18 protein-coding genes and 1 pseudogene are annotated in these 21,457 nt (G+C 60.3%); 15 read left to right on the top strand and 4 right to left on the bottom strand.

Translation table 11 applies throughout. The features are described 5' to 3' along the window. Positions 1-131: 131 nt before the first annotated feature. From P3S72_RS07365 to P3S72_RS07355, 3 genes and pseudogenes are all read left to right on the top strand, one after another. Positions 132-353 (top strand): annotated as a pseudogene (locus P3S72_RS07365) (PAAR domain-containing protein); the annotation flags it as partial. A gap of 320 nt (positions 354-673) precedes the next feature. Then, complete coding sequence (locus P3S72_RS07360) at positions 674-1,591, top strand: hypothetical protein (RefSeq protein ID WP_346429969.1); 918 nt, start codon at positions 674-676, stop codon at positions 1,589-1,591. Further along, positions 1,588-2,202: a hypothetical protein gene (locus P3S72_RS07355; protein ID WP_276196809.1), complete on the top strand. Its 615-nt coding sequence runs from the start codon at positions 1,588-1,590 to the stop codon at positions 2,200-2,202. Before P3S72_RS07360 ends, P3S72_RS07355 begins: the two co-directional genes overlap by 4 nt. 54 nt (positions 2,203-2,256) lie before the next feature. Here P3S72_RS07355 and P3S72_RS07350 read toward each other — a convergent pair whose 3' ends face one another. Then, the gene (locus P3S72_RS07350) at positions 2,257-2,967 is read right to left on the bottom strand and encodes a tellurite resistance TerB family protein (protein ID WP_276196808.1); all 711 of its coding nucleotides are present in this window, start codon (positions 2,965-2,967) and stop codon (positions 2,257-2,259) included. A gap of 168 nt (positions 2,968-3,135) precedes the next feature. Between P3S72_RS07350 and P3S72_RS07345 the strand changes: the two genes are divergently transcribed. The 9 genes from P3S72_RS07345 to P3S72_RS07305 all read left to right on the top strand — a co-directional run bounded on the left by P3S72_RS07345 (position 3,136) and on the right by P3S72_RS07305 (position 14,724). Next, the gene (locus tag P3S72_RS07345; RefSeq protein ID WP_276196807.1) at positions 3,136-4,047 is read left to right on the top strand and encodes a LysR family transcriptional regulator; all 912 of its coding nucleotides are present in this window, start codon (positions 3,136-3,138) and stop codon (positions 4,045-4,047) included. A gap of 132 nt (positions 4,048-4,179) precedes the next feature. Continuing rightward, complete coding sequence (locus P3S72_RS07340; RefSeq protein WP_276196806.1) at positions 4,180-5,637, top strand: gamma-aminobutyraldehyde dehydrogenase; 1,458 nt, start codon at positions 4,180-4,182, stop codon at positions 5,635-5,637. Between the two features lie 73 nt (positions 5,638-5,710). Continuing rightward, on the top strand, positions 5,711-6,862 hold the full coding sequence (ydcS, locus tag P3S72_RS07335) for a putative ABC transporter substrate-binding protein YdcS (RefSeq protein WP_247407787.1): 1,152 nt from the start codon (positions 5,711-5,713) through the stop codon (positions 6,860-6,862). Positions 6,863-7,064: 202 nt separating this feature from the next. Then, positions 7,065-8,099: an ABC transporter ATP-binding protein gene (locus P3S72_RS07330; protein ID WP_276196805.1), complete on the top strand. Its 1,035-nt coding sequence runs from the start codon at positions 7,065-7,067 to the stop codon at positions 8,097-8,099. 1 nt (position 8,100) lies between these two features. Further along, positions 8,101-9,030 (top strand): ABC transporter permease, encoded by a 930-nt coding sequence (locus tag P3S72_RS07325; protein ID WP_276196804.1) that lies wholly within the window; start codon positions 8,101-8,103, stop codon positions 9,028-9,030. Continuing rightward, on the top strand, positions 9,020-9,829 hold the full coding sequence (locus P3S72_RS07320; protein ID WP_276196803.1) for an ABC transporter permease: 810 nt from the start codon (positions 9,020-9,022) through the stop codon (positions 9,827-9,829). The genes P3S72_RS07325 and P3S72_RS07320 overlap by 11 nt, the downstream gene beginning before the upstream one ends. A gap of 171 nt (positions 9,830-10,000) precedes the next feature. Then, complete coding sequence (locus tag P3S72_RS07315) at positions 10,001-11,425, top strand: gamma-aminobutyraldehyde dehydrogenase (RefSeq protein WP_276196802.1); 1,425 nt, start codon at positions 10,001-10,003, stop codon at positions 11,423-11,425. Between the two features lie 359 nt (positions 11,426-11,784). Next, positions 11,785-13,410 carry a glucan biosynthesis protein D gene (locus tag P3S72_RS07310; protein ID WP_276196801.1) on the top strand — a complete coding sequence of 542 codons (1,626 nt, stop codon included), beginning with the start codon at positions 11,785-11,787 and terminating at the stop codon, positions 13,408-13,410. A gap of 153 nt (positions 13,411-13,563) precedes the next feature. Further along, a complete protein-coding gene (locus P3S72_RS07305) occupies positions 13,564-14,724 on the top strand; it encodes a J domain-containing protein (protein WP_276196800.1) in 1,161 nt (386 codons plus the stop codon). 12 nt (positions 14,725-14,736) lie between these two features. Here the strand turns inward: P3S72_RS07305 and P3S72_RS07300 are convergent, their stop codons facing one another. The 3 genes from P3S72_RS07300 to P3S72_RS07290 form a co-directional block, all read right to left on the bottom strand. Then, positions 14,737-14,922, bottom strand: coding sequence for a hypothetical protein (locus P3S72_RS07300; RefSeq protein WP_276196799.1), 186 nt, complete (start codon positions 14,920-14,922; stop codon positions 14,737-14,739). Between the two features lie 270 nt (positions 14,923-15,192). Further along, positions 15,193-16,299, bottom strand: a complete 1,107-nt coding sequence (locus tag P3S72_RS07295) for an NADH:flavin oxidoreductase/NADH oxidase (RefSeq protein ID WP_276196798.1) — start codon at positions 16,297-16,299, stop codon at positions 15,193-15,195. 225 nt (positions 16,300-16,524) lie between these two features. Continuing rightward, complete coding sequence (locus P3S72_RS07290) at positions 16,525-18,426, bottom strand: potassium transporter Kup (RefSeq protein WP_276196797.1); 1,902 nt, start codon at positions 18,424-18,426, stop codon at positions 16,525-16,527. 325 nt (positions 18,427-18,751) lie between these two features. Here P3S72_RS07290 and rimO point away from each other — a divergent pair, with 325 nt between their 5' ends. The 3 genes from rimO to P3S72_RS07275 all read left to right on the top strand — a co-directional run bounded on the left by rimO (position 18,752) and on the right by P3S72_RS07275 (position 21,453). Further along, a complete protein-coding gene (gene rimO / locus P3S72_RS07285; protein ID WP_276197906.1) occupies positions 18,752-20,080 on the top strand; it encodes a 30S ribosomal protein S12 methylthiotransferase RimO in 1,329 nt (442 codons plus the stop codon). 117 nt (positions 20,081-20,197) lie between these two features. Continuing rightward, a complete protein-coding gene (locus tag P3S72_RS07280) occupies positions 20,198-20,671 on the top strand; it encodes a GNAT family N-acetyltransferase (protein WP_276196796.1) in 474 nt (157 codons plus the stop codon). A gap of 71 nt (positions 20,672-20,742) precedes the next feature. Next, positions 20,743-21,453, top strand: a complete 711-nt coding sequence (locus P3S72_RS07275; RefSeq protein ID WP_276196795.1) for an rRNA pseudouridine synthase — start codon at positions 20,743-20,745, stop codon at positions 21,451-21,453. Positions 21,454-21,457: the final 4 nt, after the last annotated feature.

Here is a 21,457-nt window from a genome sequence, read left to right as displayed (position 1 = left end):
ATAGAATGCAAAAACAGCCTCTAGGGATTAAAGAACCACCCTACATCAGACCAAGAAGCATCTGACTTCTCGCCTTTTCTCACCTCATCTAGCGTGCTCCTTCCTAAAGATTACAAAAGGATACATCTAGGATGGAGCGTTACCACATCACCGTAGGTGCTAAAACCACCGCCAACGGCACAGTGCGCACCGGCTGTACGAATTGCAGCATTAACGGAATGGACCAGGCACGCGAAGGCGATGAGGTTTATTGCCCGACCTGCGAGACCATTGGGGTGATCGTCTGCGACGGCCCCCGCCTGGTAGACACAACAAATGGACTTAACTTCGCGCTGGAAGGCGACCTCTGTTACTGCAAGTGCACCCCCCGTCCGCGACTGATTGCCAATCAGACGCTCAGCTCGCAGATTATCGAAGACACGCCTCAACCCCAAGCCAGAGCCGCCACGCAAGCCACCACCCAATACACTGAATCCAGTACGCCCTCCTCTACCCACTTCACACCTACGCCCCGTCAGTTCACGCCAAGTCTCAACGAAGCACGGGGACCAACCTGCGAGAACATCTGGCGTGAGTATCAGAACCGAGCCGAAGCCATCGTGGCACCGGGTGGCGTGATGATTACCGATCCCAAAGCGCGTAACCGTGCCATCAATGCTGCCTACGCCCAGCTATGGGCCTGGATCAGCGTTTCCAGTGGGCCGGTCTTGCGGCGTTTGCGTCCAAGCAAGTGGGCTGTGGCCTGCTGCACGCGGCGCAATCCATCGAGAGGATTCAGGCGGAATATGAAGCTGCGGAGCAATTGCGAAGAAGTGCCCGGAAAGGGGTTTGGGGGTTGTTCAGCGCCGAGGAACGTGAACGGCAGGCAAAGCTGCGGGAGTATGAGCGGCGCCTGCGGGACCATGAACAAGCCAGCCGCAATAACCCAATGCCTGATGTTGATTGGCGGCGCGAGGGTGAACTGTTATCGAGCGTGCAGCAGCTTTATCAACATGTGTACGAGATGATGGCGATGGGAAATACCACGCTGTTTTTGGATGTGTTTCCGTTGCATGCGTTTTATAAGGAGCAGGGGTTGGGGTTGCTTGAGACCTGCCTGTCCGCGCGCCAGAACATTTTTGAGGATGGGCTACAGCGGGTGTTGTGGCCGGTGGGGCAGGATAAGTTGAGGTTTGGGGGGGATTACCCGGAAATATTGCATGCATTCAAGGCTATTGACGATGGAGACATTGCTAAAAGTGTTGAGTATCTGGCTGACCACGAACAACGAAACATTCTTCAACCGACCATGTACGGTGATCCAAAACTAGTGGCTCTGCTACGTAGCAACCATCTTTCATACGTCACGGGTATACCGTCCGGGATCGCTCAAGCCATTGAACTGACACTGGCAAACCAATGCAGCACCGCTGATGACGGTCGGACCATTGATTTCAGCAACAACCCCTTCGCCAATCTAGCCGATATCGACCAGCGTATGGCATTCGTGCTCAAGGCTGCAGCGCGGTTTCACACACTACTAAATAGCACTGAGCGGTATCGAATCGAACTCGAGCTAGAAGACATCGCTGAAAGCCGGGGGGGCCGATGAATCGGATCGCGAAGCTAGGTTGGCGACGTGGCGGAACGGGACTGGTCGTTGCAGCATCACTCATATGGGTAGCGATACGCCTGAGCGCGGAAGATCCGGAAATAGCACTGATGCTTGGCGAGCCCTGGGAAGACATGCGTCAGCGCTCCAGCGCAAGCATTGGGCCGGCGATTCCCGGACACCACTGGTTCAGAATGCCGAAATCCGATGCTCGACTTCGCTACACAGATCCAAAATACGGATTCGTAACCCCTTTGGCCCGCTTCTTCACGATAGGCTTCGATGATGAGCGAGTTGGCAGTATTCGTATGTCACCTCAAATCGAGCCACTATTGCTCGACGACACCCTCAAAGTCGTACTGGATTTGCAGGAGCAATGGCGCAAGGCGGGTTGGGCGCCCATCCGTGTCGCGTCCAACCCCCCATTCGCCGACACCCCGGAATGGCGTGCCCGACTACGAAATGTGAACCGAGGCGGCACAGCCTATTGGCGAGCAAGTGACCAGTATCAAGTGATGCTGGTGGTTGGACGATTCAAGGACGATAGACGCCCCACAGAGGAGCGTTACCTCATGACGCTGCAACTGGCCACGCCATGGGGTCCTCCTTAACCGCACCCGATAGACCCATCACTACCTGATCGCGCCCATCCGTGGGAACGATCCCTAAAGCGTCGCCTGGCGCACCTGTTTCTCCAGCTCAACCTTCAAACCGGGCTCCAACTTAAGCTGCCGCGCCAGCTCATCCAGATACGCCTTCTCCATAAAGTTCTCCTCATCCACCAGCATCACACTGGCGATGTACATCTCGGCGGCCATTTCCGGGGTGCTGGCCGCCCGCGCCACGTCGGCCGGGTCGAGGGGTTTGTTCAGCTCGCCATGCAGCCAGCTTTGCAATTGGCGGTCGTTATCCAGCTTGGTGAATTCACCTTCAATCAGCGCGCGCTCGCGCTCATCCACATGCCCGTCGGCCTTGGCCGCCGCCACCAATGCCTTGAGGATGCCTTGGCTGTGTTGCTCGACCTGGGCCGGCGGCAGGCGGTCGATGGTTTGCGGCTCGCCTTGGGGCGCGCCGGCCTGTTGCGCCTGCCAGTTACCGTAGGCTTTGTAGGCGATCACGCCCAATGCCGCCAACCCGCCATAGGTCAGGGCCTTGCCGCCAAACTTGCGGGCTTTTTTATTGCCCAGCAGCAGGCCCATGGCCCCGGCCGCCAGGGCTCCACCACCGGCGCCGCCGAGCAAGCTGCCGAGCCCGCCACTGCCGAGCAACCCGCCGAGGGCACCTTGGTCGTCGGATTTGCGCTGGCCACCGGCCTTGTTCTGCAACATGTCCTGACCAGACTTGAGCAGTTGATCGAGTAATCCACGGGTATTCATGCGTAGCCTCCAGACACCAGGGTTCGTAGGACCAATAGCCTCCCAGCGTAAAACTAAGCGCCAAAAAACCCCGATCTAGAGTGCTTCCAGATGTAACGCGGCTATCCTTCGGTTAAATCGATATACACTCGAGTCAGTCGATAAAAACACCCCACTGGTAATTCCAGCATGATGACCTTGCGTCAAATCCGGCACTTCATCGCCGTGGCCGAGACCGGCTCGATCTCCGCGGCGGCGCAAACCGCGTTTATTTCGCAGTCGACCCTGACCCTGGCGATCCAGCAACTGGAGCAGGAAATCGGCGTCAACCTGTTCAACCGCCACGCCAAGGGCATGACCCTGACCCACCAGGGCCATCAGTTTTTGCGCCAGGCGCACTTGATCCTGGCCACCGTCGACAACGCCAAGCGCAGCCTGCAGCAGAGCACCGATCAGGTGGCCGGGCAGTTGATCATCGGCGTAACCAGCCTGGTGGCCGGTTATTACCTGGCCGACCTGCTCACCCGTTTCCAGCGCGCCTACCCCAATGTGGAAATCCGCGTGATGGAAGATGAGCGCCCGTACATCGAGCATTTGCTGGTCAGCGGCGAGATCGATGTGGGCGTGTTGATCCTCTCCAACCTCGAAGACCGACACGCGCTGCAGACCGAAGTACTCACCCACTCGCCCCACCGCCTGTGGCTGCCGGCACAACATCCACTGCTGGAGCACGACAGCATCAACCTGGCCGATGTGGCGCGTGAGCCGTTGATTCAACTGAACGTCGACGAAATGGGCGACAACGCCCAACGCATGTGGGCCGCAGCCGGCCTGCAACCACGCGTCACCTTGCGCACCGCCTCCACCGAAGCCGTGCGCAGCCTGGTGGCCGCGGGCCTGGGCGTATCGATACAGCCGGACATGACCTACCGCCCGTGGTCCCTGGAAGGCGACATTATTGAAGCGCGCCCCCTCGCCGACCTCAGCCAGACCCTCGACGTCGGCCTCGCCTGGCGCCGTGGCACCGCACGGCCGGCGCTGGTCGACCCGTTCCTGACCGTGGCACGGGAACAGCCCCATCCACGCAAGCCATCTATTTAATCGAATGCTGCATTCAGTATTTAGTATTTGTTGGCCTCGCGTCTGACCTCTAGTCTCGGTACATCCATGAGAGACGGTCGGGCGCCCTGTAAGAGAACGCCCATGACCACACAAGAAAAGAGATCGCGAAAAATGTCCGCTGCGCCCACACCGCTGCTCACTGCGTTGCTGATCGACGGCGAACTGGTCCAGGGCCAGGGCGTTGTCGAACCGATTCTCAACCCAGCCACGGGTGAAGTGCTGACCCAGATCGCCGAAGCCAGCACCGAACAGGTTGAAACCGCCATCCTCGCGGCCCACCGCGCATTTGCCGGCTGGTCACGCACCACGCCGCAGCAACGTTCAAACATTCTGCTGGGCATCGCCGACGCCATCGAGCACCAAGCCGACTACCTGGCCCGCCTCGAATCCCTGAACTGCGGCAAGCCGTTGCACCTGGCGCGCCAGGATGACTTGAGCGCCACCGTCGATGTGTTCCGCTTCTTTGCCGGCGCCGTGCGCTGCCAGACGGGCCAGCTCAGCGGCGAATACCTGCCGGGCTACACCAGCATGGTGCGGCGTGATCCGATTGGCGTGGTGGCCTCGATTGCACCGTGGAATTACCCGCTGATGATGGCCGCGTGGAAGATCGCCCCGGCCCTGGCCGCCGGTAATACCCTGGTGTTCAAGCCGTCGGAACACACGCCACTGTCGATCCTCGCCCTGGCCCCGGCCCTCAGCCAATTGTTGCCACGTGGGGTGATCAACATTCTGTGTGGCGGCGGCGAAGGCGTCGGCAGCCATCTGGTCAGCCACCCGAAGGTGCGCATGGTGTCGTTGACCGGCGATATCGTCACCGGGCAAAAAATCCTGCAAGCCGCGTCGAAAACCCTTAAACGCACGCACCTGGAACTGGGCGGCAAGGCGCCGGTGATCGTGTGTAACGACGCCGACCTGCAAGCCGTGGTCGAAGGCGTGCGCACCTACGGTTACTACAACGCCGGCCAGGACTGCACTGCCGCGTGCCGCATCTACGCCCAGGCGGGGATTCACGACAAATTGGTCGCCGACCTGGGTGCGGCGGTCAGCAGCCTGCGCTTTGCCGGCAAGCGCGACGCCGACAATGAGCTTGGCCCGTTGATCAGCACGCGCCAGCGCGACCGCGTCGCCAGTTTTGTCGAACGCGCCCTCGGCCAGCCGCATATCGAGCGAGTCACCGGCGCCGCCGTGCATTCCGGCGCGGGTTTCTTTTATCAGCCGACCTTGCTCGCTGGCTGCAAACAAAGTGATGAAATCGTCCAGCGCGAAGTGTTCGGCCCGGTGGTCACCGTGACCCGCTTCGACGAACTGGAACAGGCGGTGGACTGGGCCAACGACTCCGAATACGGCCTGGCCTCGTCGGTGTGGACCGAGAACCTGGACAAGGCGATGCAGGTGGCGGCGCGCCTGCAATACGGCTGCACCTGGATCAACAGCCATTTCATGCTGGTCAGCGAAATGCCCCACGGCGGCTTGAAGCGCTCCGGGTATGGCAAAGATCTGTCCAGCGATTCGCTACAGGACTACAGCGTGGTGCGGCACATCATGGCCCGCCACGGCCAGCACCTTTAAAACAACAACTAAGCTCATGCGTCACCGGCTGCAAAAAACTGCCCCGACCATAATTAAAGAAGAGGGATTCCCCATGTCCGCGCATAAGACCGCACTGCTCAGTGCCCTGACCACCGCGCTGCTGGCCAGCGCCAGCCTGCAGGCCGCCGAACCGCTCAAGGCGGTAGGTGCCGGCGAAGGCCAGTTGGATATCGTCGCCTGGCCCGGCTATATCGAACGTGGCGAAAGCGACAAAGCCTACGACTGGGTCACAGGTTTCGAGAAGGAAACCGGCTGCAAGGTCAATGTGAAAACAGCCGCCACCTCTGACGAAATGGTCAGTTTGATGGCCAAGGGCGGTTACGACCTAGTCACCGCGTCAGGCGATGCCTCGCTGCGCTTGATCGGCGGCAAGCGGGTGCAGCCGATCAACACCGCGTTGATCCCCAACTGGAAGAACATCGACCCGCGCCTGAAAGATGCGCCGTGGTACGTGGTCGGCCAACAAACCTACGGCACCCCGTACCAGTGGGGGCCAAACGTGCTGATGTACAACACCAACGTGTTCAAGACCGCGCCCACCAGTTGGAACGTGCTGTTCGAGGCGCAGAACCTGCCGGACGGCAAGCCGAACAAAGGCCGCGTGCAAGCCTATGACGGCCCGATCTACATCGCCGATGCGGCGCTGTACCTCAAGTCGACCAAACCGGAACTGGGCATCCAGAGCCCCTATGAACTGACCGAAACCCAGTACAAAGCCGTGCTCGAAGTGCTGCGTGCGCAGCAACCGTTGATCCACCGCTACTGGCACGACACCACCGTGCAGATGAGTGACTTCAAGAACGAAGGCGTGGTCGCCTCCAGCGCCTGGCCGTATCAGGTCAACGGCCTGATCAACGAGAAACAGCCGATTGCCTCGACCATTCCCAAGGAAGGCGCCACCGGCTGGGCCGACACCACCATGCTGCACAGCGAGGCCAAGCACCCGAACTGCGCCTACAAGTGGATGGACTGGTCGCTGCAGCCGAAGGTCCAGGGCGATGTCGCCGCCTGGTTTGGCTCCCTGCCGGCGGTGCCGGCGGCCTGCACCGGCAGCGAATTGCTCGGCGCCGAGGGCTGCAAGACCAACGGTTTCGACCAGTTCGACAAGATCGCCTTCTGGAAAACCCCGCAGGCTGAAGGCGGCAAGTTCGTGCCGTACAGCCGCTGGACCCAGGATTACATCGCGATCATGGGCGGGCGCTAAGGCCCTTACAGTCGACGCCGGCCCCTGTGGGAGGGGGCTTGCCCCCGATAGCGGTGTGTCAGTCGACAGATGTGTGTCTGATGTACGGCTATCGGGAGCAAGCCCCCTCCCACAGGGTTGACCGCATTCACAGATGTTCTGTTTTTTCAGAAGTCCAGGCCGGGCCGCTGCGACGACCCGCGCCTTTTGGGAGCACCGCACCATGACGCTTGCAGTCCAATTCACCCACGTTTCCCGTCAGTTCGGCGAAGTGAAAGCCGTTGACCGGGTTTCCATCGATATCCAGGACGGCGAGTTCTTTTCCATGCTCGGCCCTTCCGGCTCGGGCAAGACCACCTGCCTGCGCCTGATCGCCGGGTTCGAGCAGCCGAGCGCCGGCTCGATCCGGATTCATGGCGAGGAAGCCGCCGGCTTGCCGCCGTATCAGCGTGACGTCAACACTGTGTTCCAGGATTACGCGCTGTTCCCCCACATGAATGTGCGCGACAACGTGGCCTACGGCCTGAAAGTCAAAGGCGTGGGCAAGACCGAGCGCCTCAACCGCGCTGAAGAAGCCCTGGCCATGGTCGCCCTCGGCGGCTACGGCGAGCGCAAGCCGGTGCAGCTTTCTGGCGGCCAGCGCCAACGGGTGGCCCTGGCCCGCGCGCTGGTCAATCGCCCGCGCGTATTGCTGCTGGATGAACCGCTGGGCGCCCTCGACCTCAAGCTGCGCGAACAGATGCAAAGCGAGCTGAAAAAGCTGCAACGCCAGCTCGGCATCACGTTTATCTTCGTGACTCACGACCAGACCGAAGCGCTGTCGATGTCTGACCGCGTGGCCGTGTTCAACAAGGGCCGCATCGAACAGGTCGACACCCCGCGCAACCTCTATATGAAGCCGGCTACCGCGTTCGTCGCCGAATTCGTCGGCACCTCCAACGTGATTCGCGGCGAGTTGGCCCAGCGCCTCAGCGGCAGCCCGCAGCCGTTCTCGATCCGCCCCGAGCACGTGCGCTTCGCCGAAGGCCCGCTGGCGGCCGGCGAAGTGGAAATCAGCGGCCTGCTGCATGACATCCAGTACCAGGGCAGCGCCACCCGCTATGAACTGAAACTGGCGAACGGCCAGGCCTTGAACATCAGCCAGGCGAATAACCAGTGGCTGGACACCAGCAACGGCTATCAGGTCGGCCAGCCCATCAGCGTGCGCTGGGCGCGGGCAGCCATGACCACCCTGGCCGACCACGCAGGCGAGGTGTGACATGAGCCTGGCCCTGACCCAACCGCCGATGCGCAGGTTTTCCAACCTGCTGTACCGCAAGCCCAACCTCTACCTGGCGATGCTGCTGATACCGCCGCTGATCTGGTTCGGCGCGATCTACCTGGGCTCGTTGCTGACCCTGCTGTGGCAAGGCTTCTACACCTTCGACGACTTCACCATGGCGGTCACGCCGGACCTGACCCTGGCCAACTTCGCCGCGCTGTTCCAGCCGTCGAACTTCGACATCATCCTGCGCACCCTGAGCATGGCGATTGAGGTGTCGATCGCCAGTGCCGTCGTCGCCTTCCCGATCGCCTATTACATGGCGCGCTACACCACGGGCAAGACCAAGGCGTTTTTCTATATCGCGGTGATGATGCCAATGTGGGCCAGCTATATCGTCAAGGCCTATGCCTGGACCTTGCTGCTGGCCAAGGGCGGCGTGGCGCAATGGTTTGTGCAGCACCTGGGCCTGGAGCCGGTGTTGCAGTTCGTGCTGGGGATTCCCGGCGTGGGCGGCAGCACCTTGAGCACCTCGCACTTGGGGCGGTTCATGGTGTTCGTCTATATCTGGCTGCCGTTCATGATCCTGCCGATCCAGGCATCGCTGGAGCGTTTGCCGCCGTCGTTACTGCAGGCCTCGGCAGACCTGGGCGCCAAGCCGCGCCAGACCTTTATGCAGGTGATCCTGCCGCTGTCGGTGCCGGGGATTGCGGCCGGTTCGATCTTCACGTTTTCGCTGACCCTGGGCGACTTCATCGTGCCGCAACTGGTCGGCCCGCCGGGTTACTTCGTCGGCGGCATGGTGTACGCCCAGCAAGGCGCCATCGGCAATATGCCCATGGCCGCGGCGTTCACCCTGGTGCCGATCGTGCTGATCGCGGTGTACCTGTCCATCGTCAAACGCCTGGGGGCCTTCGATGCACTCTGAGAAATCATCACTGGGCTTGAAGATGGCGGCCTGGGGCGGCTTGGTGTTTTTGCACTTCCCGATCCTGATCATCTTTCTCTATGCCTTTAACACCGAGGAAGCCGCGTTCAGCTTTCCACCCCAGGGCTTCACTCTGAGGTGGTTCAGCGTGGCCTTCGCGCGCCCCGACGTACTCGAAGCGATCAAGCTGTCGCTGCAGATCGCGGCGATCGCTACCCTGATCGCCATGGTCCTCGGCACCCTCGCTTCAGCCGCGCTGTATCGCCGCGAGTTCTTCGGCAAGCAAGGCGTGTCGCTGATGCTGATCCTGCCGATCGCGCTGCCGGGGATCATCACCGGGATCGCCCTGCTGGCGACCTTCAAGACGCTGGGCATCGAGCCTGGGATGTTCACCATCATCGTCGGCCACGCGACCTTCTGCGTGGTGATCGTCTACAACAACGTGATCGCCCGCTTGCGCCGCACCTCCCACAGCCTGATCGAAGCCTCGATGGACCTGGGCGCCGACGGCTGGCAGACCTTCCGCTACATCATCATGCCCAACCTGGGCTCGGCGCTGCTGGCCGGCGGCATGCTCGCGTTTGCACTGTCGTTCGACGAAATCATCGTCACCACCTTCACCGCCGGGCATGAGCGCACCTTGCCGCTGTGGCTGCTCAACCAGTTGAGTCGCCCGCGGGATGTGCCGGTGACCAACGTGGTGGCGATGCTGGTGATGATCGTGACGATGTTCCCGATTCTGGGTGCCTATTACCTGACCCGCGGCGGTGAAAGCGTGGCAGGCAGTGGCGGTAAATAACTTTTCCATTGAAGGAACCGGGTTCAACTGTGGGAGGGAGCTTGCTCCCGATAGCAGTACATCAGACACACCTGTATTGACTGGCACACCGCTATCGGGAGCAAGCCCCCTCCCACATTCAGACCCGGTTGCTTCAGGGCAATAACAATAGATTTTTTGGAGGCGTGAACCATGCAAACCAAACTCTTGATCAACGGCCAACTGGTCGAAGGCGAAGGCCCGGCACAAGCGGTGTTCAACCCGGCGTTGGGCCGTGTGCTGGTGGAAATCAAGGAAGCCAGCGAAGCCCAGGTCGACGCCGCCGTGCGTGCCGCCGATGCGGCGTTTGAAAGCTGGTCGCAAACCGCGCCCAAGGATCGCTCGCTGCTGCTGTTGAAACTGGCGGACGTGATCGAAGCCCACGGCGAAGAGCTCGCCAAGCTGGAGTCGGACAACTGCGGCAAACCCTACAGCGCTGCGCTGAATGACGAGATCCCGGCGATTGCCGATGTGTTCCGCTTCTTCGCCGGCGCCAGCCGCTGCATGAGCGGCTCGGCCGGCGGTGAATACCTGCCGGGCCACACCTCGATGATCCGCCGCGATCCGGTGGGGGTGATCGCCTCCATCGCCCCGTGGAACTACCCATTGATGATGGTCGCCTGGAAAATCGCTCCGGCCCTGGCCGCCGGTAATACCGTGGTGCTCAAGCCGTCGGAACAAACTCCGCTGACCGCGCTACGCATGGTTGAACTGGCGTCGGAGATTTTCCCGGCCGGCGTACTCAACCTGGTCTTCGGCCGTGGGCCTACCGTGGGCAGCCCGTTGGTGAACCACCCGAAAGTGCGCATGGTGTCGCTGACCGGCTCCATCGCCACGGGCGCCAACATCATCTCCAGCACCGCCGACAGCGTGAAGCGCATGCACATGGAGCTGGGCGGCAAGGCGCCGGTGATCATTTTCAACGACGCAGACATCGAGGCGGCGGTGGAAGGCATTCGCACCTTCGGTTTCTACAACGCCGGCCAGGATTGCACCGCTGCCTGCCGCATCTATGCCCAAGCGGAGATCTACGACACGTTCGTCGAGAAGCTCGGCGCCGCAGTCGCCAGCATCAAGTACGGCTTGCAGGATGACCCGACCACCGAGCTCGGCCCGCTGATCACCGCGCAACACCGCGACCGCGTGGCCGGTTTCGTCGAACGTGCGGTGGCGCAGCCGCACATCCGCCTGGTGACCGGCGGCAAAGCGGTGGAAGGCAACGGTTTCTTCTTTGAACCGACGGTTTTGGCCGATGCGCAGCAGGACGACGAGATCGTGCGCCGCGAGGTGTTCGGGCCGGTAGTGTCGGTGACGAAGTTCAGTGATGAAGCACAGGTACTCGGCTGGGCCAACGATTCGGACTACGGCTTGGCATCGTCTGTGTGGACCGCTGATGTCGGACGTGCCCACCGCTTGGCCGCACGCTTGCAATACGGCTGCACGTGGGTGAACACCCACTTCATGCTCGTCAGCGAAATGCCTCACGGCGGTCAGAAACTGTCGGGGTATGGCAAAGACATGTCCATGTATGGGCTGGAGGACTACACCACCGTTCGCCATGTGATGTTCAAGCACTGAACCTCGCCCTGATGCCTTGACTGTAAGACATGTGAGCATCGCCAACCTGGATGCGGCGTATCGGGCAGTAGGGGAAGTGGGCTGGAATACAGTCTCGATGTGGGAGGGAGCAAGCCCCTCCCACATTGGATCTTCATAATTCCTGGGTAATGTGCTCAGTCACAGCCCGGAAATGTCTTGTCGCATTTGCCAAGCCATCATCCCGCTATCAATCATTTTTCCTACGTCATCGAACCGCTTAAGCTATCCGGCGTCTGTTTAATGTCCGTTGCGTTTGGCCGAAGGCATGTCCGAACCGAAATTTCTGATCCAGCACGTGCCAGGGCCGGCGCGGGATTTGCTCACGACAGGTTGTCTCTATGCACCGCAGGAATTTGCTCAAAGCGTCCATGGCCATTGCGGCTTACACCGGTTTATCGGCCAGCGGCCTATTGGCCGCGCAGGCCTGGGCCGGGAACCGCGCCGCCGACGGCAAGGCCGTGGCGTTCGATTTCGAAACGCTGAAGGCCCAGGCCAAGCAACTCGCCGGGACCGCGTATAAAGACACCAAACAGGTGCTGCCGCCCACCCTCGCGACAATGACCCCGCAAAATTTCAATGCCATCGGCTACGACGGCAACCATTCGCTGTGGAAAGAATTGAACGGCCAGTTGGACGTGCAGTTTTTCCACGTCGGCATGGGCTTCAAGACGCCCGTGCGCATGCACAGCGTCGACCCCAAGACCCGTGAAGCGCGCGAAGTGCATTTCCGCCCTTCGCTGTTCAACTATGAAAAATCCACGGTCGACACCCAACAACTGACCGGCGACCTGGGTTTCTCCGGCTTCAAGCTGTTCAAGGCGCCGGAGTTGGATCGCCATGACGTGTTGTCGTTTCTCGGCGCCAGTTACTTCCGCGCGGTGGATTCCACCGGGCAGTACGGACTTTCCGCACGGGGCCTGGCGATTGACACCTACGCGAAAAAGCGCGAGGAATTCCCCGACTTCACGCAGTTCTGGTTCGAAACCCCAGACAAAAACGCCACGCGCTTTGTGGTCTACGCCCTGCTCGATTCGCCGAGCGCCACCGGCGCCTACCGTTTCGATATCGACTGCCAGGCCAACCAGGTGGTGATGGCCATCGACGCGAACATCAATGCGCGCACCGCCATCGAACAACTGGGCATTGCCGCGATGACCAGCATGTTCAGCTGTGGTACCCACGAACGACGCATGTGCGACACCCTCCACCCGCAAATCCATGACTCGGACCGCCTGGCGATGTGGCGCGGCAACGGCGAGTGGATCTGCCGTCCGCTGAACAACCCGGCCAAGCTGCAATTCAATGCGTTCGCCGACACCGACCCGAAAGGCTTCGGCCTGGTGCAGACCGACCATGAATTTGCCAGCTACCAGGACACCGTCGACTGGTACAGCAAGCGCCCAAGCCTGTGGGTCGAACCGACCACCGCGTGGGGCGAAGGCTCGATCGACCTGCTGGAGATCCCGACCACCGGCGAAACCCTGGACAACATCGTGGCCTTCTGGACCCCGAAAAAACCCGTGGCCGCCGGTGACTCGCTCAACTATGGCTACAAATTGTACTGGAGCGCCCTGCCGCCGGTGAGCACACCGTTGGCGCAAGTCGATGCCACGCGTTCAGGCATGGGCGGTTTCACCGAGGGCTGGGCACCGGGCGAGCATTACCCACTAGTCTGGGCGCGCCGGTTTGCTGTGGACTTCAAGGGCGGCGGCCTGGATCGCCTGCCACCTGGCACCGGCATCGAGCCGGTGGTGACCTGCTCCCACGGTGAAGTGAAAGACTTCAGCGTGCTGGTGCTGGACAACATCAAGGGCTATCGCATCCTCTTCGATTGGTACCCGACCAGCGACAGCGTGGAGCCGGTGGAGCTGCGCCTGTTTATCCGCACCCAGGACCGCACCTTGAGTGAAACCTGGTTGTATCAATACTTCCCGCCGGCGCCAGAGCAGCGTAAGTACACCTGATTCGACGATAAACCGCTCCAAAGCCGTCCGATTGTTTCCAAGGTATGGAACGATCGGACACGCCAGACACCCGCCTCATCCGTCGATGTATAGACACAGCTACGGCGCATGCTAGGATTTTTGCCACACGCGCCCGACTGCCGAGTGATGCCCATGTCTACTGATTCAAACGTCTCGCAGCTGACTATTTCGGCAAAAACCACGCCCAAACTCTCTGCTGCACAGCGTAAATTCAATGCCCTGTTGAAAAAAATCGACAAGCAACGTCTAACGCTCCAAGCCTGGGAAGCAGCCCTGCCCCTATACCATCAACGCTGGCATGAAGAATTCATGCCGCTAAAAGTCCAGTACGCTGAGCGCCAGGCTGCTCTATTGAGTGCGCTCGATAGAGCCAGTGATCGTATCAAGCTGGCAAAGGCTGACCGACAGACCTTACAGGCGGTTATCTGTGAATTGGCCACCTCGCTGATGGATGACACCCATCGTGAGCAGATGAAGGCGCTGTATAACAAGCACAGTCAAGGTGACTTCGATGACGACGAACGCCAGGAAAACCTGATTATCAAAGAAGCCATGGAGCAAGCCTATGGCATAAAGCTGGGCGAAGATTTCGACTTCAGTTCTCCCGAAGCCCTTGCGCAACACCTGCAAGAGCACCTGATGGAGGAGAAAAAACAGCAGGATGAGCGTTCACCAAAAACCTCTACCGCTCGTGAAAAGCGCTTTGAAGAGCAGGCCAGACAAGCCAGTCAGTCAATGCGCGAGGTGTACCGCAAACTGGCCAGCGCACTGCATCCCGACCGGGAAACCGACGATGCTGAACGCCAGCGCAAAACCGTCCTGATGCAGCGCGCCAATCAGGCCTATGCAGAACGTAACCTACTGGCACTGCTGGAGTTGCAACTGGAGGCGGAGCATCTTGATGCGACAACCCTGCAGAATATGTCGGATGAGCGACTGCTCCACTACAACCATGTGCTGAGCGAGCAGTACGACGAACTGGTCATGGAAATCAGTGCCATTGCCTTTGATTTTGTCCGCCAGTTCGATGTCCAACCTTTTGCCGAGGTGACGCTGGCTAACAGCCGCACGCACGTCAATCGCGCGCTCAAAGACCTCCAGCATCAACTGGGCGACTTGGAACAACTAATGGTTGAAATCGAGAGTCCGAAAGGCCTGAAGCACTGGCTCAAAGCAGAACGCGCCGCAATGGAAGACGATCTGCTTTCAGCCTTTGGCGAATTCGATTTCTACGACGATCCAGACTTTTCGGACAATCGAGACTTCCCTGATGATTCAAACCGTTTCAAGTAGCGGCCCTCGCTTTCAGAACCGCGACACACTCTTCATCGCTCCAATCAGATAGCGCATAGCCACCTGATCGTTCTCGGTCAGGGCGCGATACTGCGCCAGCAATTCAGCTTCATCGGAACTCAACCTTCGGGCGCGCAAGGACACCCCGCAGTTCAGAAAAGACGCCACCACACCCGCTACACCATAGGACTTGGCCATGGACTGTTTCTCCTGATATCGATCAAAAACTCCGTGTGCCCATTACCCGCCTGCCGTGAAGCACAATGCCTCGGTAGACAAACCGACTGACTCCCTGGGCCAGAAATCAGACTTACCCTAAGCGTAGAAACAATCTCGTGCCGTGTGGGATTTTTTTAGAGTATTCACTTAAATAATTGGCTCAGGAATAAATACCTACAGCCATATCCCACAGCTCCCGGCAAAAAAACCCACCGGGTCAGGGTGGGTTTTGTTGGAGCCGATGAAGGATCAATCCCTGAGATCAGACTCATGAATCGGCTGATCCCGATGGGTCGCCCGCTGGTACTGGGCCGGCCAGGTCGCCAGGCGTCCGCCCAGGTCATCGTCGGCATGCAACGGCCAGTAAGGGTCACGCAGCAGTTCTCGGGCGAGGAAGATGATGTCGGCCTGGCAGGTGCGCAGGATATGTTCGGCCTGGGCCGGCTCGGTAATCATGCCCACGGTGCCGGTGGCGATACCCGACTCTTTGCGCACACGCTCGGCAAACCGCGTCTGGTAGCCGGGGCCGATGGGTATCTCGGCGTTGGCGGCGGTGCCGCCGGAGGACACGTCGATCAAGTCGACGCCCAAGTCTTTCAGGCGGCGCGCCAGCTCCACGGTTTCATCGGGGTTCCAGCCGTCTTCCACCCAGTCGGTGGCCGACACCCGCACAAACAGCGGCAGGTCTTGCGGCCAGACTTCGCGCACCGCTTCGGTGACTTGCAGTACCAGGCGGATACGGTTTTCAAAGGTTCCGCCGTACTGGTCCTGACGCTGATTGCTGATGGGCGAGAGGAATTGATGCAACAGGTAACCGTGAGCGGCGTGGATCTCCACCACTTCAAAACCGGCGGTCAACGCGCGCTTGGCAGCGGCGACAAAGTCAGCGATCACTTGCTCGATCCCCGCGTCGTCCAGTGGACGGGGCTGCGTGTGGTTCGGGTCAAAGGCAATCGGCGACGGCCCCACCGGCACCCAGCCGCCGTCTTCCGGCTTGACGCTGCCGTGCTTGCCGATCCACGGCCGATGGGTGCTGGCCTTACGCCCGGCGTGGGCCAGTTGAATCCCGGCCACCGCGCCCTGGGCCGCGATAAAGCGCGTGATGCGTTGCAGCGGGGCGATCTGTGCGTCGTTCCACAGGCCCAGGTCTTCGGCGGTGATACGGCCATCGGCGGTGACGGCGGTGGCTTCGGTGAAAATCAGCCCGGCCCCGCCGACGGCGCGACTGCCGAGGTGGACCAGGTGCCAGTCGTTGGCCAGGCCATCGACGCTGGAGTATTGGCACATCGGCGACACGGCAATGCGATTGAGCAGGGTCAATTGGCGCAGGGTGTAGGGTTCGAGCAACTGACTCATGGCGCACCTCTTCTGGGCTTTTTGGGTACTTCTGTAGGAGCGAGCTTGCTCGCGAAAGCCTCATGGGCGCCGCGTTTATCCAGGATCGACGCGTTACTATTAAGGTTTTTCGCGGGCAAGCCCGCTCCTACACAACAGTGCTTAGAGCCTAGTCGACAACAAGGGATCGCACAGGGTTCAGAAGGTAAAACGGGAGCCGATTGCCGGCTCCCGTTCAACTTCTGCTTACATTTCGACCTGGGTGCCCAGCTCGATCACCCGGTTGACCGGGAGTTTGAAGAAACGCAGGTTGCCGTTGGCGTTCTTCAACATGAACGCAAACAAACCTTCGCGCCAGCGGGCCATGCCTTTGATACGCGAGGCGATCACCGTTTCGCGGCTGAGGAAGTACGTGGTGCGCATCGGGCTGAAATCCAGATCATCCAGGTGGCACAGCTTCAGCGCTTCAGGCACGTCCGGCTCATCGATAAAGCCAAAGTGCAGGATCACGCGGAAGAACCCTTCGCCGTAGGCATCCACCTCGAAGCGCCGTGCGGCGGGAACGCGGGGAATATCTTCGTAGACCACCGTCAGCAACACCACTTGCTCGTGCAGCACCTGGTTATGCAGCAGGTTGTGCAACAGCGCATGCGGCACCGCGTCGGGCCGTGCGGTGAGGAACACTGCGGTGCCCTGCACGCGATGGGGCGGCTGCACGCGGATACTGCTGATAAAGATCGGCAACGGCAGGCCGCCTTCGTCGAGGCGGTCCATCAGCAGTTCCTTGCCGCGTTTCCACGTTGTCATCAGGATAAACAGCACGATCCCCGCCAATACCGGGAACGCACCACCCTGGACGATTTTCGGCACGTTGGCGGCGAAGAACAGCCCGTCGACCAAAAGGAAACCGATCAACACCGGAATCGCCAGCACTGGTGGCCATTTCCACAGCAACAGCATCACTGCCGACACCAGGATGCTGGTGATCAGCATAGTGCCGGTCACCGCCACGCCGTAGGCTGAAGCCAGTGCGGTGGACGACTCGAAGCCCAGCACCAGCAGGATCACGCCGACCATCAGCGACCAATTCACCGCGCCGATATAGATCTGGCCTTGCTCGGCGCTGGACGTATGCTGAATGTGCATGCGCGGGATGTAACCCAGCTGGATCGCCTGACGGGTCAGGGAGAACGCGCCGGAAATCACCGCCTGGGACGCAATCACCGTGGCCAGGGTGGACAACACCACCAACGGAATCAGCGCCCAGCTCGGTGCGAGCAGGTAGAACGGGTTACGCGCCGCTTCGGGGTTTTCGAGCAGCAGCGCACCTTGGCCGAAATAGTTGAGCACCAGCGCTGGCAGCACCAGGGCGAACCACGCACGGGCGATAGGCTTGCGCCCGAAGTGGCCCATGTCGGCGTACAGCGCTTCGGCACCGGTCAGCGCCAGCACCACGGCGCCGAGAATCGCCACACCCATGCCAGGGTGGACCATGAAGAAACGCACACCCCACACCGGGTTCAACGCGTTGAGCACTTCCGGATGCTGGCTGATGCCATTCACCCCCAAGCCCGCCAGCACCAGGAACCACAACACCATGACCGGCCCGAACAGCTTGCCGATGCGGTCGGTGCCATGTTTCTGGATCAGAAACAGGCCCACCAGCACCACCAGCGACAACGGCACGACCCAGCGTTCCAGCCCATCAAAGGCCAGTTCCAGGCCTTCTACCGCCGAGAGCACCGAGATTGCCGGGGTGATCATGCTGTCGCCGTAAAACAGCGCCGCACCAATTAAACCGAGAATCACCAGCACCGAGCGCAGTTTCGGATACGGCGACGCCGCCCGCCGCGCCAACGCGGTAAGGGCCATGATGCCGCCCTCGCCCTGGTTGTCGGCGCGCAGGATGAACAACACATACTTGATCGAAACGACCCAGATCAGCGACCAGAAGATCAGCGCCAGGATCCCGAAGACTCCGTCATGGTTGACCTGAACCCCATAACCACCGCTGAACACTTCTTTAAGGGTGTAGAGCGGGCTGGTCCCGATATCGCCGTAAACCACCCCGACCGCTGCCACCAGCATGCCAATCGGCTTGGCGTTGGAATGCTCGGCACCCGCTGCCTGACTACTTGCCTGACCCATCAACCACTCCTGCCCTATGACCTGAGGTCTCTTATAAACAATGCATCTAAGCTGACCTTAGCATGCGCTGTTTTACTTCTCGTAACAGACGTTTAATTGACCCAGGGATTTCACCCGTGAGCAACGGCGCGAAGCATAGCGCAGCACTCGTCGTATTTCCCTGCATAAAGCTGGTCAAGTGCGTTGCCCATCGCTAGAATTGCGCACTTTTTGATCAGAGGCACAAAAGCACCCTCTCTCACGAGAGCGCTAAGTGCCCGTCTACCGCCTTGTCGTGCCCGACTGGCGGCGTCATTCAATACCGAGGTTAGACATGTCCACCACCATCGCAAAAGCCAACCCCAAGGTCGGCTTTGTTTCCCTGGGCTGCCCAAAGGCTCTGGTCGACTCCGAACGCATCCTGACGCAACTGCGCATGGAAGGTTATGACGTCGTGTCCACCTACCAGGACGCGGACGTGGTGGTGGTCAACACCTGCGGCTTCATCGACTCGGCCAAGGCAGAGTCCCTGGAAGTGATCGGCGAGGCCATCAAGGAAAACGGCAAGGTCATCGTCACCGGCTGCATGGGTGTCGAAGAAGGCAATATCCGCAAGGTACACCCGAGCGTGTTGGCCGTGACCGGCCCGCAGCAGTACGAGCAGGTGGTCAACGCCGTGCATCAAGTGGTGCCGCCGCGCCAGGACCACAACCCGCTGATCGACCTGGTGCCGCCGCAAGGCATCAAGTTGACCCCGCGCCACTACGCATACCTGAAGATTTCCGAAGGCTGCAACCATAGCTGCAGCTTCTGCATCATCCCGTCGATGCGCGGCAAGCTGGTCAGCCGCCCGGTGGGTGACGTGCTGGACGAAGCCCAGCGCCTGGTCAAATCCGGCGTGAAAGAGCTATTGGTGATCTCCCAGGACACCAGCGCCTACGGCGTCGACGTGAAATACCGCACCGGCTTCTGGAACGGCGCGCCGGTGAAAACCCGCATGACCGAACTGTGCGAAGCCCTCAGCAGCCTGGGCGTGTGGGTGCGCCTGCATTACGTGTACCCGTACCCGCACGTAGACGAGCTGATCCCGTTGATGGCCGCCGGCAAGATCCTGCCGTACCTGGACATCCCGTTCCAGCACGCCAGCCCGAAAGTGCTCAAAGCCATGAAACGCCCGGCCTTAGAAGACAAGACCCTGGCGCGTATCAAGAACTGGCGCGAGATCTGCCCGGATCTGATCATCCGTTCGACCTTCATCGTTGGCTTCCCTGGCGAAACCGAGGAAGACTTCCAGTACCTGCTCGACTGGCTGACCGAAGCCCAGTTGGACCGCGTCGGCTGCTTCCAGTACTCGCCGGTGGAAGGCGCTCCGGCCAACCTGCTGGACCTGGCCGTGGTGCCGGATGACATCAAGCAGGACCGTTGGGAGCGCTTCATGGCGCACCAGCAGGCAATCAGCTCGGCGCGCCTGCAACTGCGCATCGGCAAGGAAATCGAAGTACTGATCGACGAAGTCGACGAGCAAGGCGCCGTGGGCCGCTGCTTCTTCGACGCACCGGAAATCGACGGTAACGTATTTATCGACGATGCCAGCGGTTTGAAACCGGGTGACAAGGTCTGGTGCACCGTGACCGATGCCGACGAATACGACCTGTGGGCTGAAAAGCGCGACTGATAGCATCAGGCACCGGTAAAAAAACTCGAAAAGCCCTGCCTCTGGACAAGATGCGGGGCTTTTTTAGGTCTATCGTCTTGCCCATCGGTACCGATCATCTACAAAAGGGCAGCGGGCATGCGTCAGCATTCGGTTATCCACACCCCAAAAACCAGCGACTTCACGGAATTGGCGCGTATTTGGGAGGCTTCGGTGCGTGCCACCCATGATTTTCTGCCGGACAGCTACATCATGTTGCTGAAAAACCTGGTGCTGACCCGCTACCTGGATGCGGTCATGCTGATCTGCACCAAGGACACACACCAACGCATCACCGGGTTCGCCGGGGTGGCCGCGGGCAAGGTCGAGATGCTGTTTATCGACCCACAGCACCGTGGCCAGGGCCTGGGCCGACAATTGCTGCGTTATGCAATCGAGCGCATGAACGCCGATGAGCTGGACGTCAACGAACAGAACCCGCAGGCGCTGGGTTTTTACTTCAAGCAAGGCTTCGAGGTCATCGGCCGCACGGAGCACGATGGCCTTGGGCAACCTTATCCGCTGCTACACATGCGTTTGCGCCAGGTGCAGCAAGAGGCGCGTCGGGGCTAAATGAAATGGGGCCGGGATTAACCGCGTCCACACAGGTACAATAGCGGCCCCCTTTTGCTACGGCCTTTGTCATGACTGACCCCATACGCCTCTCCAAACGCCTTATCGAACTGGTCGGTTGCTCCCGTCGGGAGGCTGAGCTGTTTATCGAAGGCGGCTGGGTCTCGGTGGACGGTGAAGTGATTGACGAACCGCAGTTCAAGGTCACCACCCAGAAGGTCGAACTGGACCCCGAGGCCAAGGCCACCGCGCCAGAGCCGGTGACCATCCTGCTGCACGCGCCTGTCGGCATGAATGCCGAGACGGCGATGGCTTCGATCAGCGCCGAAACGCTGTCGGAAGAACACCGCTTCAGCAAGCGCCCACTCAAGGGCCACTTCCTGCGCCTGACCGCCAGCGCCGACCTGCAAGCCAAGGCCAGCGGCCTGTTGGTGTTTACCCAGGATTGGAAGATTCTGCGCAAGTTGACCGCCGATGCCGCCAAGATCGAGCAGGAATACGTGGTGGAGGTCGAAGGTGACATGGTTGCTCACGGCCTGAACCGCCTCAACCACGGCCTGACCTACAAAGGCAAAGAGCTGCCGGCGGTGAAAGCCAGTTGGCAGAACGAAAACCGCCTGCGCTTTGCGATGAAAAACCCGCAACCTGGGGTGATTGCCTTGTTCTGCGAAGCCGTCGGCTTGAAAGTCATCGCCATCCGTCGCATCCGCATCGGTGGTGTGTCCATCGGCAAGGTGCCGGTGGGCCAATGGCGCTACCTGTCTGGCAAAGAGAAGTTCTAAGCCA

Origin of the sequence: Pseudomonas sp. D3, from assembly GCF_029320995.1 — a bacterium.
GTDB classification, from domain to species: domain Bacteria; phylum Pseudomonadota; class Gammaproteobacteria; order Pseudomonadales; family Pseudomonadaceae; genus Aquipseudomonas; species Aquipseudomonas paraveronii.
Note: the sequence above shows the minus strand (reverse complement) of the source record. Positions and strands in the feature narration are given on the sequence as shown.

Bases quoted from the DNA above. Each gene is read 5' to 3' on its own strand.
- P3S72_RS07360 (WP_346429969.1), top strand. From the start codon at position 674: ATGGGCCTGGATCAGCGTTTCCAGTGGGCCGGTCTTGCGGCGTTTGCG.
- P3S72_RS07355 (WP_276196809.1), top strand. From the start codon at position 1,588: ATGAATCGGATCGCGAAGCTAGGTTGGCGACGTGGCGGAACGGGACTG.
- P3S72_RS07350 (WP_276196808.1), bottom strand. From the start codon at position 2,967: ATGAATACCCGTGGATTACTCGATCAACTGCTCAAGTCTGGTCAGGAC.
- P3S72_RS07345 (WP_276196807.1), top strand. From the start codon at position 3,136: ATGATGACCTTGCGTCAAATCCGGCACTTCATCGCCGTGGCCGAGACC.
- P3S72_RS07340 (WP_276196806.1), top strand. From the start codon at position 4,180: ATGTCCGCTGCGCCCACACCGCTGCTCACTGCGTTGCTGATCGACGGC.
- ydcS (WP_247407787.1), top strand. From the start codon at position 5,711: ATGTCCGCGCATAAGACCGCACTGCTCAGTGCCCTGACCACCGCGCTG.
- P3S72_RS07330 (WP_276196805.1), top strand. From the start codon at position 7,065: ATGACGCTTGCAGTCCAATTCACCCACGTTTCCCGTCAGTTCGGCGAA.
- P3S72_RS07325 (WP_276196804.1), top strand. From the start codon at position 8,101: ATGAGCCTGGCCCTGACCCAACCGCCGATGCGCAGGTTTTCCAACCTG.
- P3S72_RS07320 (WP_276196803.1), top strand. From the start codon at position 9,020: ATGCACTCTGAGAAATCATCACTGGGCTTGAAGATGGCGGCCTGGGGC.
- P3S72_RS07315 (WP_276196802.1), top strand. From the start codon at position 10,001: ATGCAAACCAAACTCTTGATCAACGGCCAACTGGTCGAAGGCGAAGGC.
- P3S72_RS07310 (WP_276196801.1), top strand. From the start codon at position 11,785: ATGCACCGCAGGAATTTGCTCAAAGCGTCCATGGCCATTGCGGCTTAC.
- P3S72_RS07305 (WP_276196800.1), top strand. From the start codon at position 13,564: ATGTCTACTGATTCAAACGTCTCGCAGCTGACTATTTCGGCAAAAACC.
- P3S72_RS07300 (WP_276196799.1), bottom strand. From the start codon at position 14,922: ATGGCCAAGTCCTATGGTGTAGCGGGTGTGGTGGCGTCTTTTCTGAAC.
- P3S72_RS07295 (WP_276196798.1), bottom strand. From the start codon at position 16,299: ATGAGTCAGTTGCTCGAACCCTACACCCTGCGCCAATTGACCCTGCTC.
- P3S72_RS07290 (WP_276196797.1), bottom strand. From the start codon at position 18,426: ATGGGTCAGGCAAGTAGTCAGGCAGCGGGTGCCGAGCATTCCAACGCC.
- P3S72_RS07280 (WP_276196796.1), top strand. From the start codon at position 20,198: ATGCGTCAGCATTCGGTTATCCACACCCCAAAAACCAGCGACTTCACG.
- P3S72_RS07275 (WP_276196795.1), top strand. From the start codon at position 20,743: ATGACTGACCCCATACGCCTCTCCAAACGCCTTATCGAACTGGTCGGT.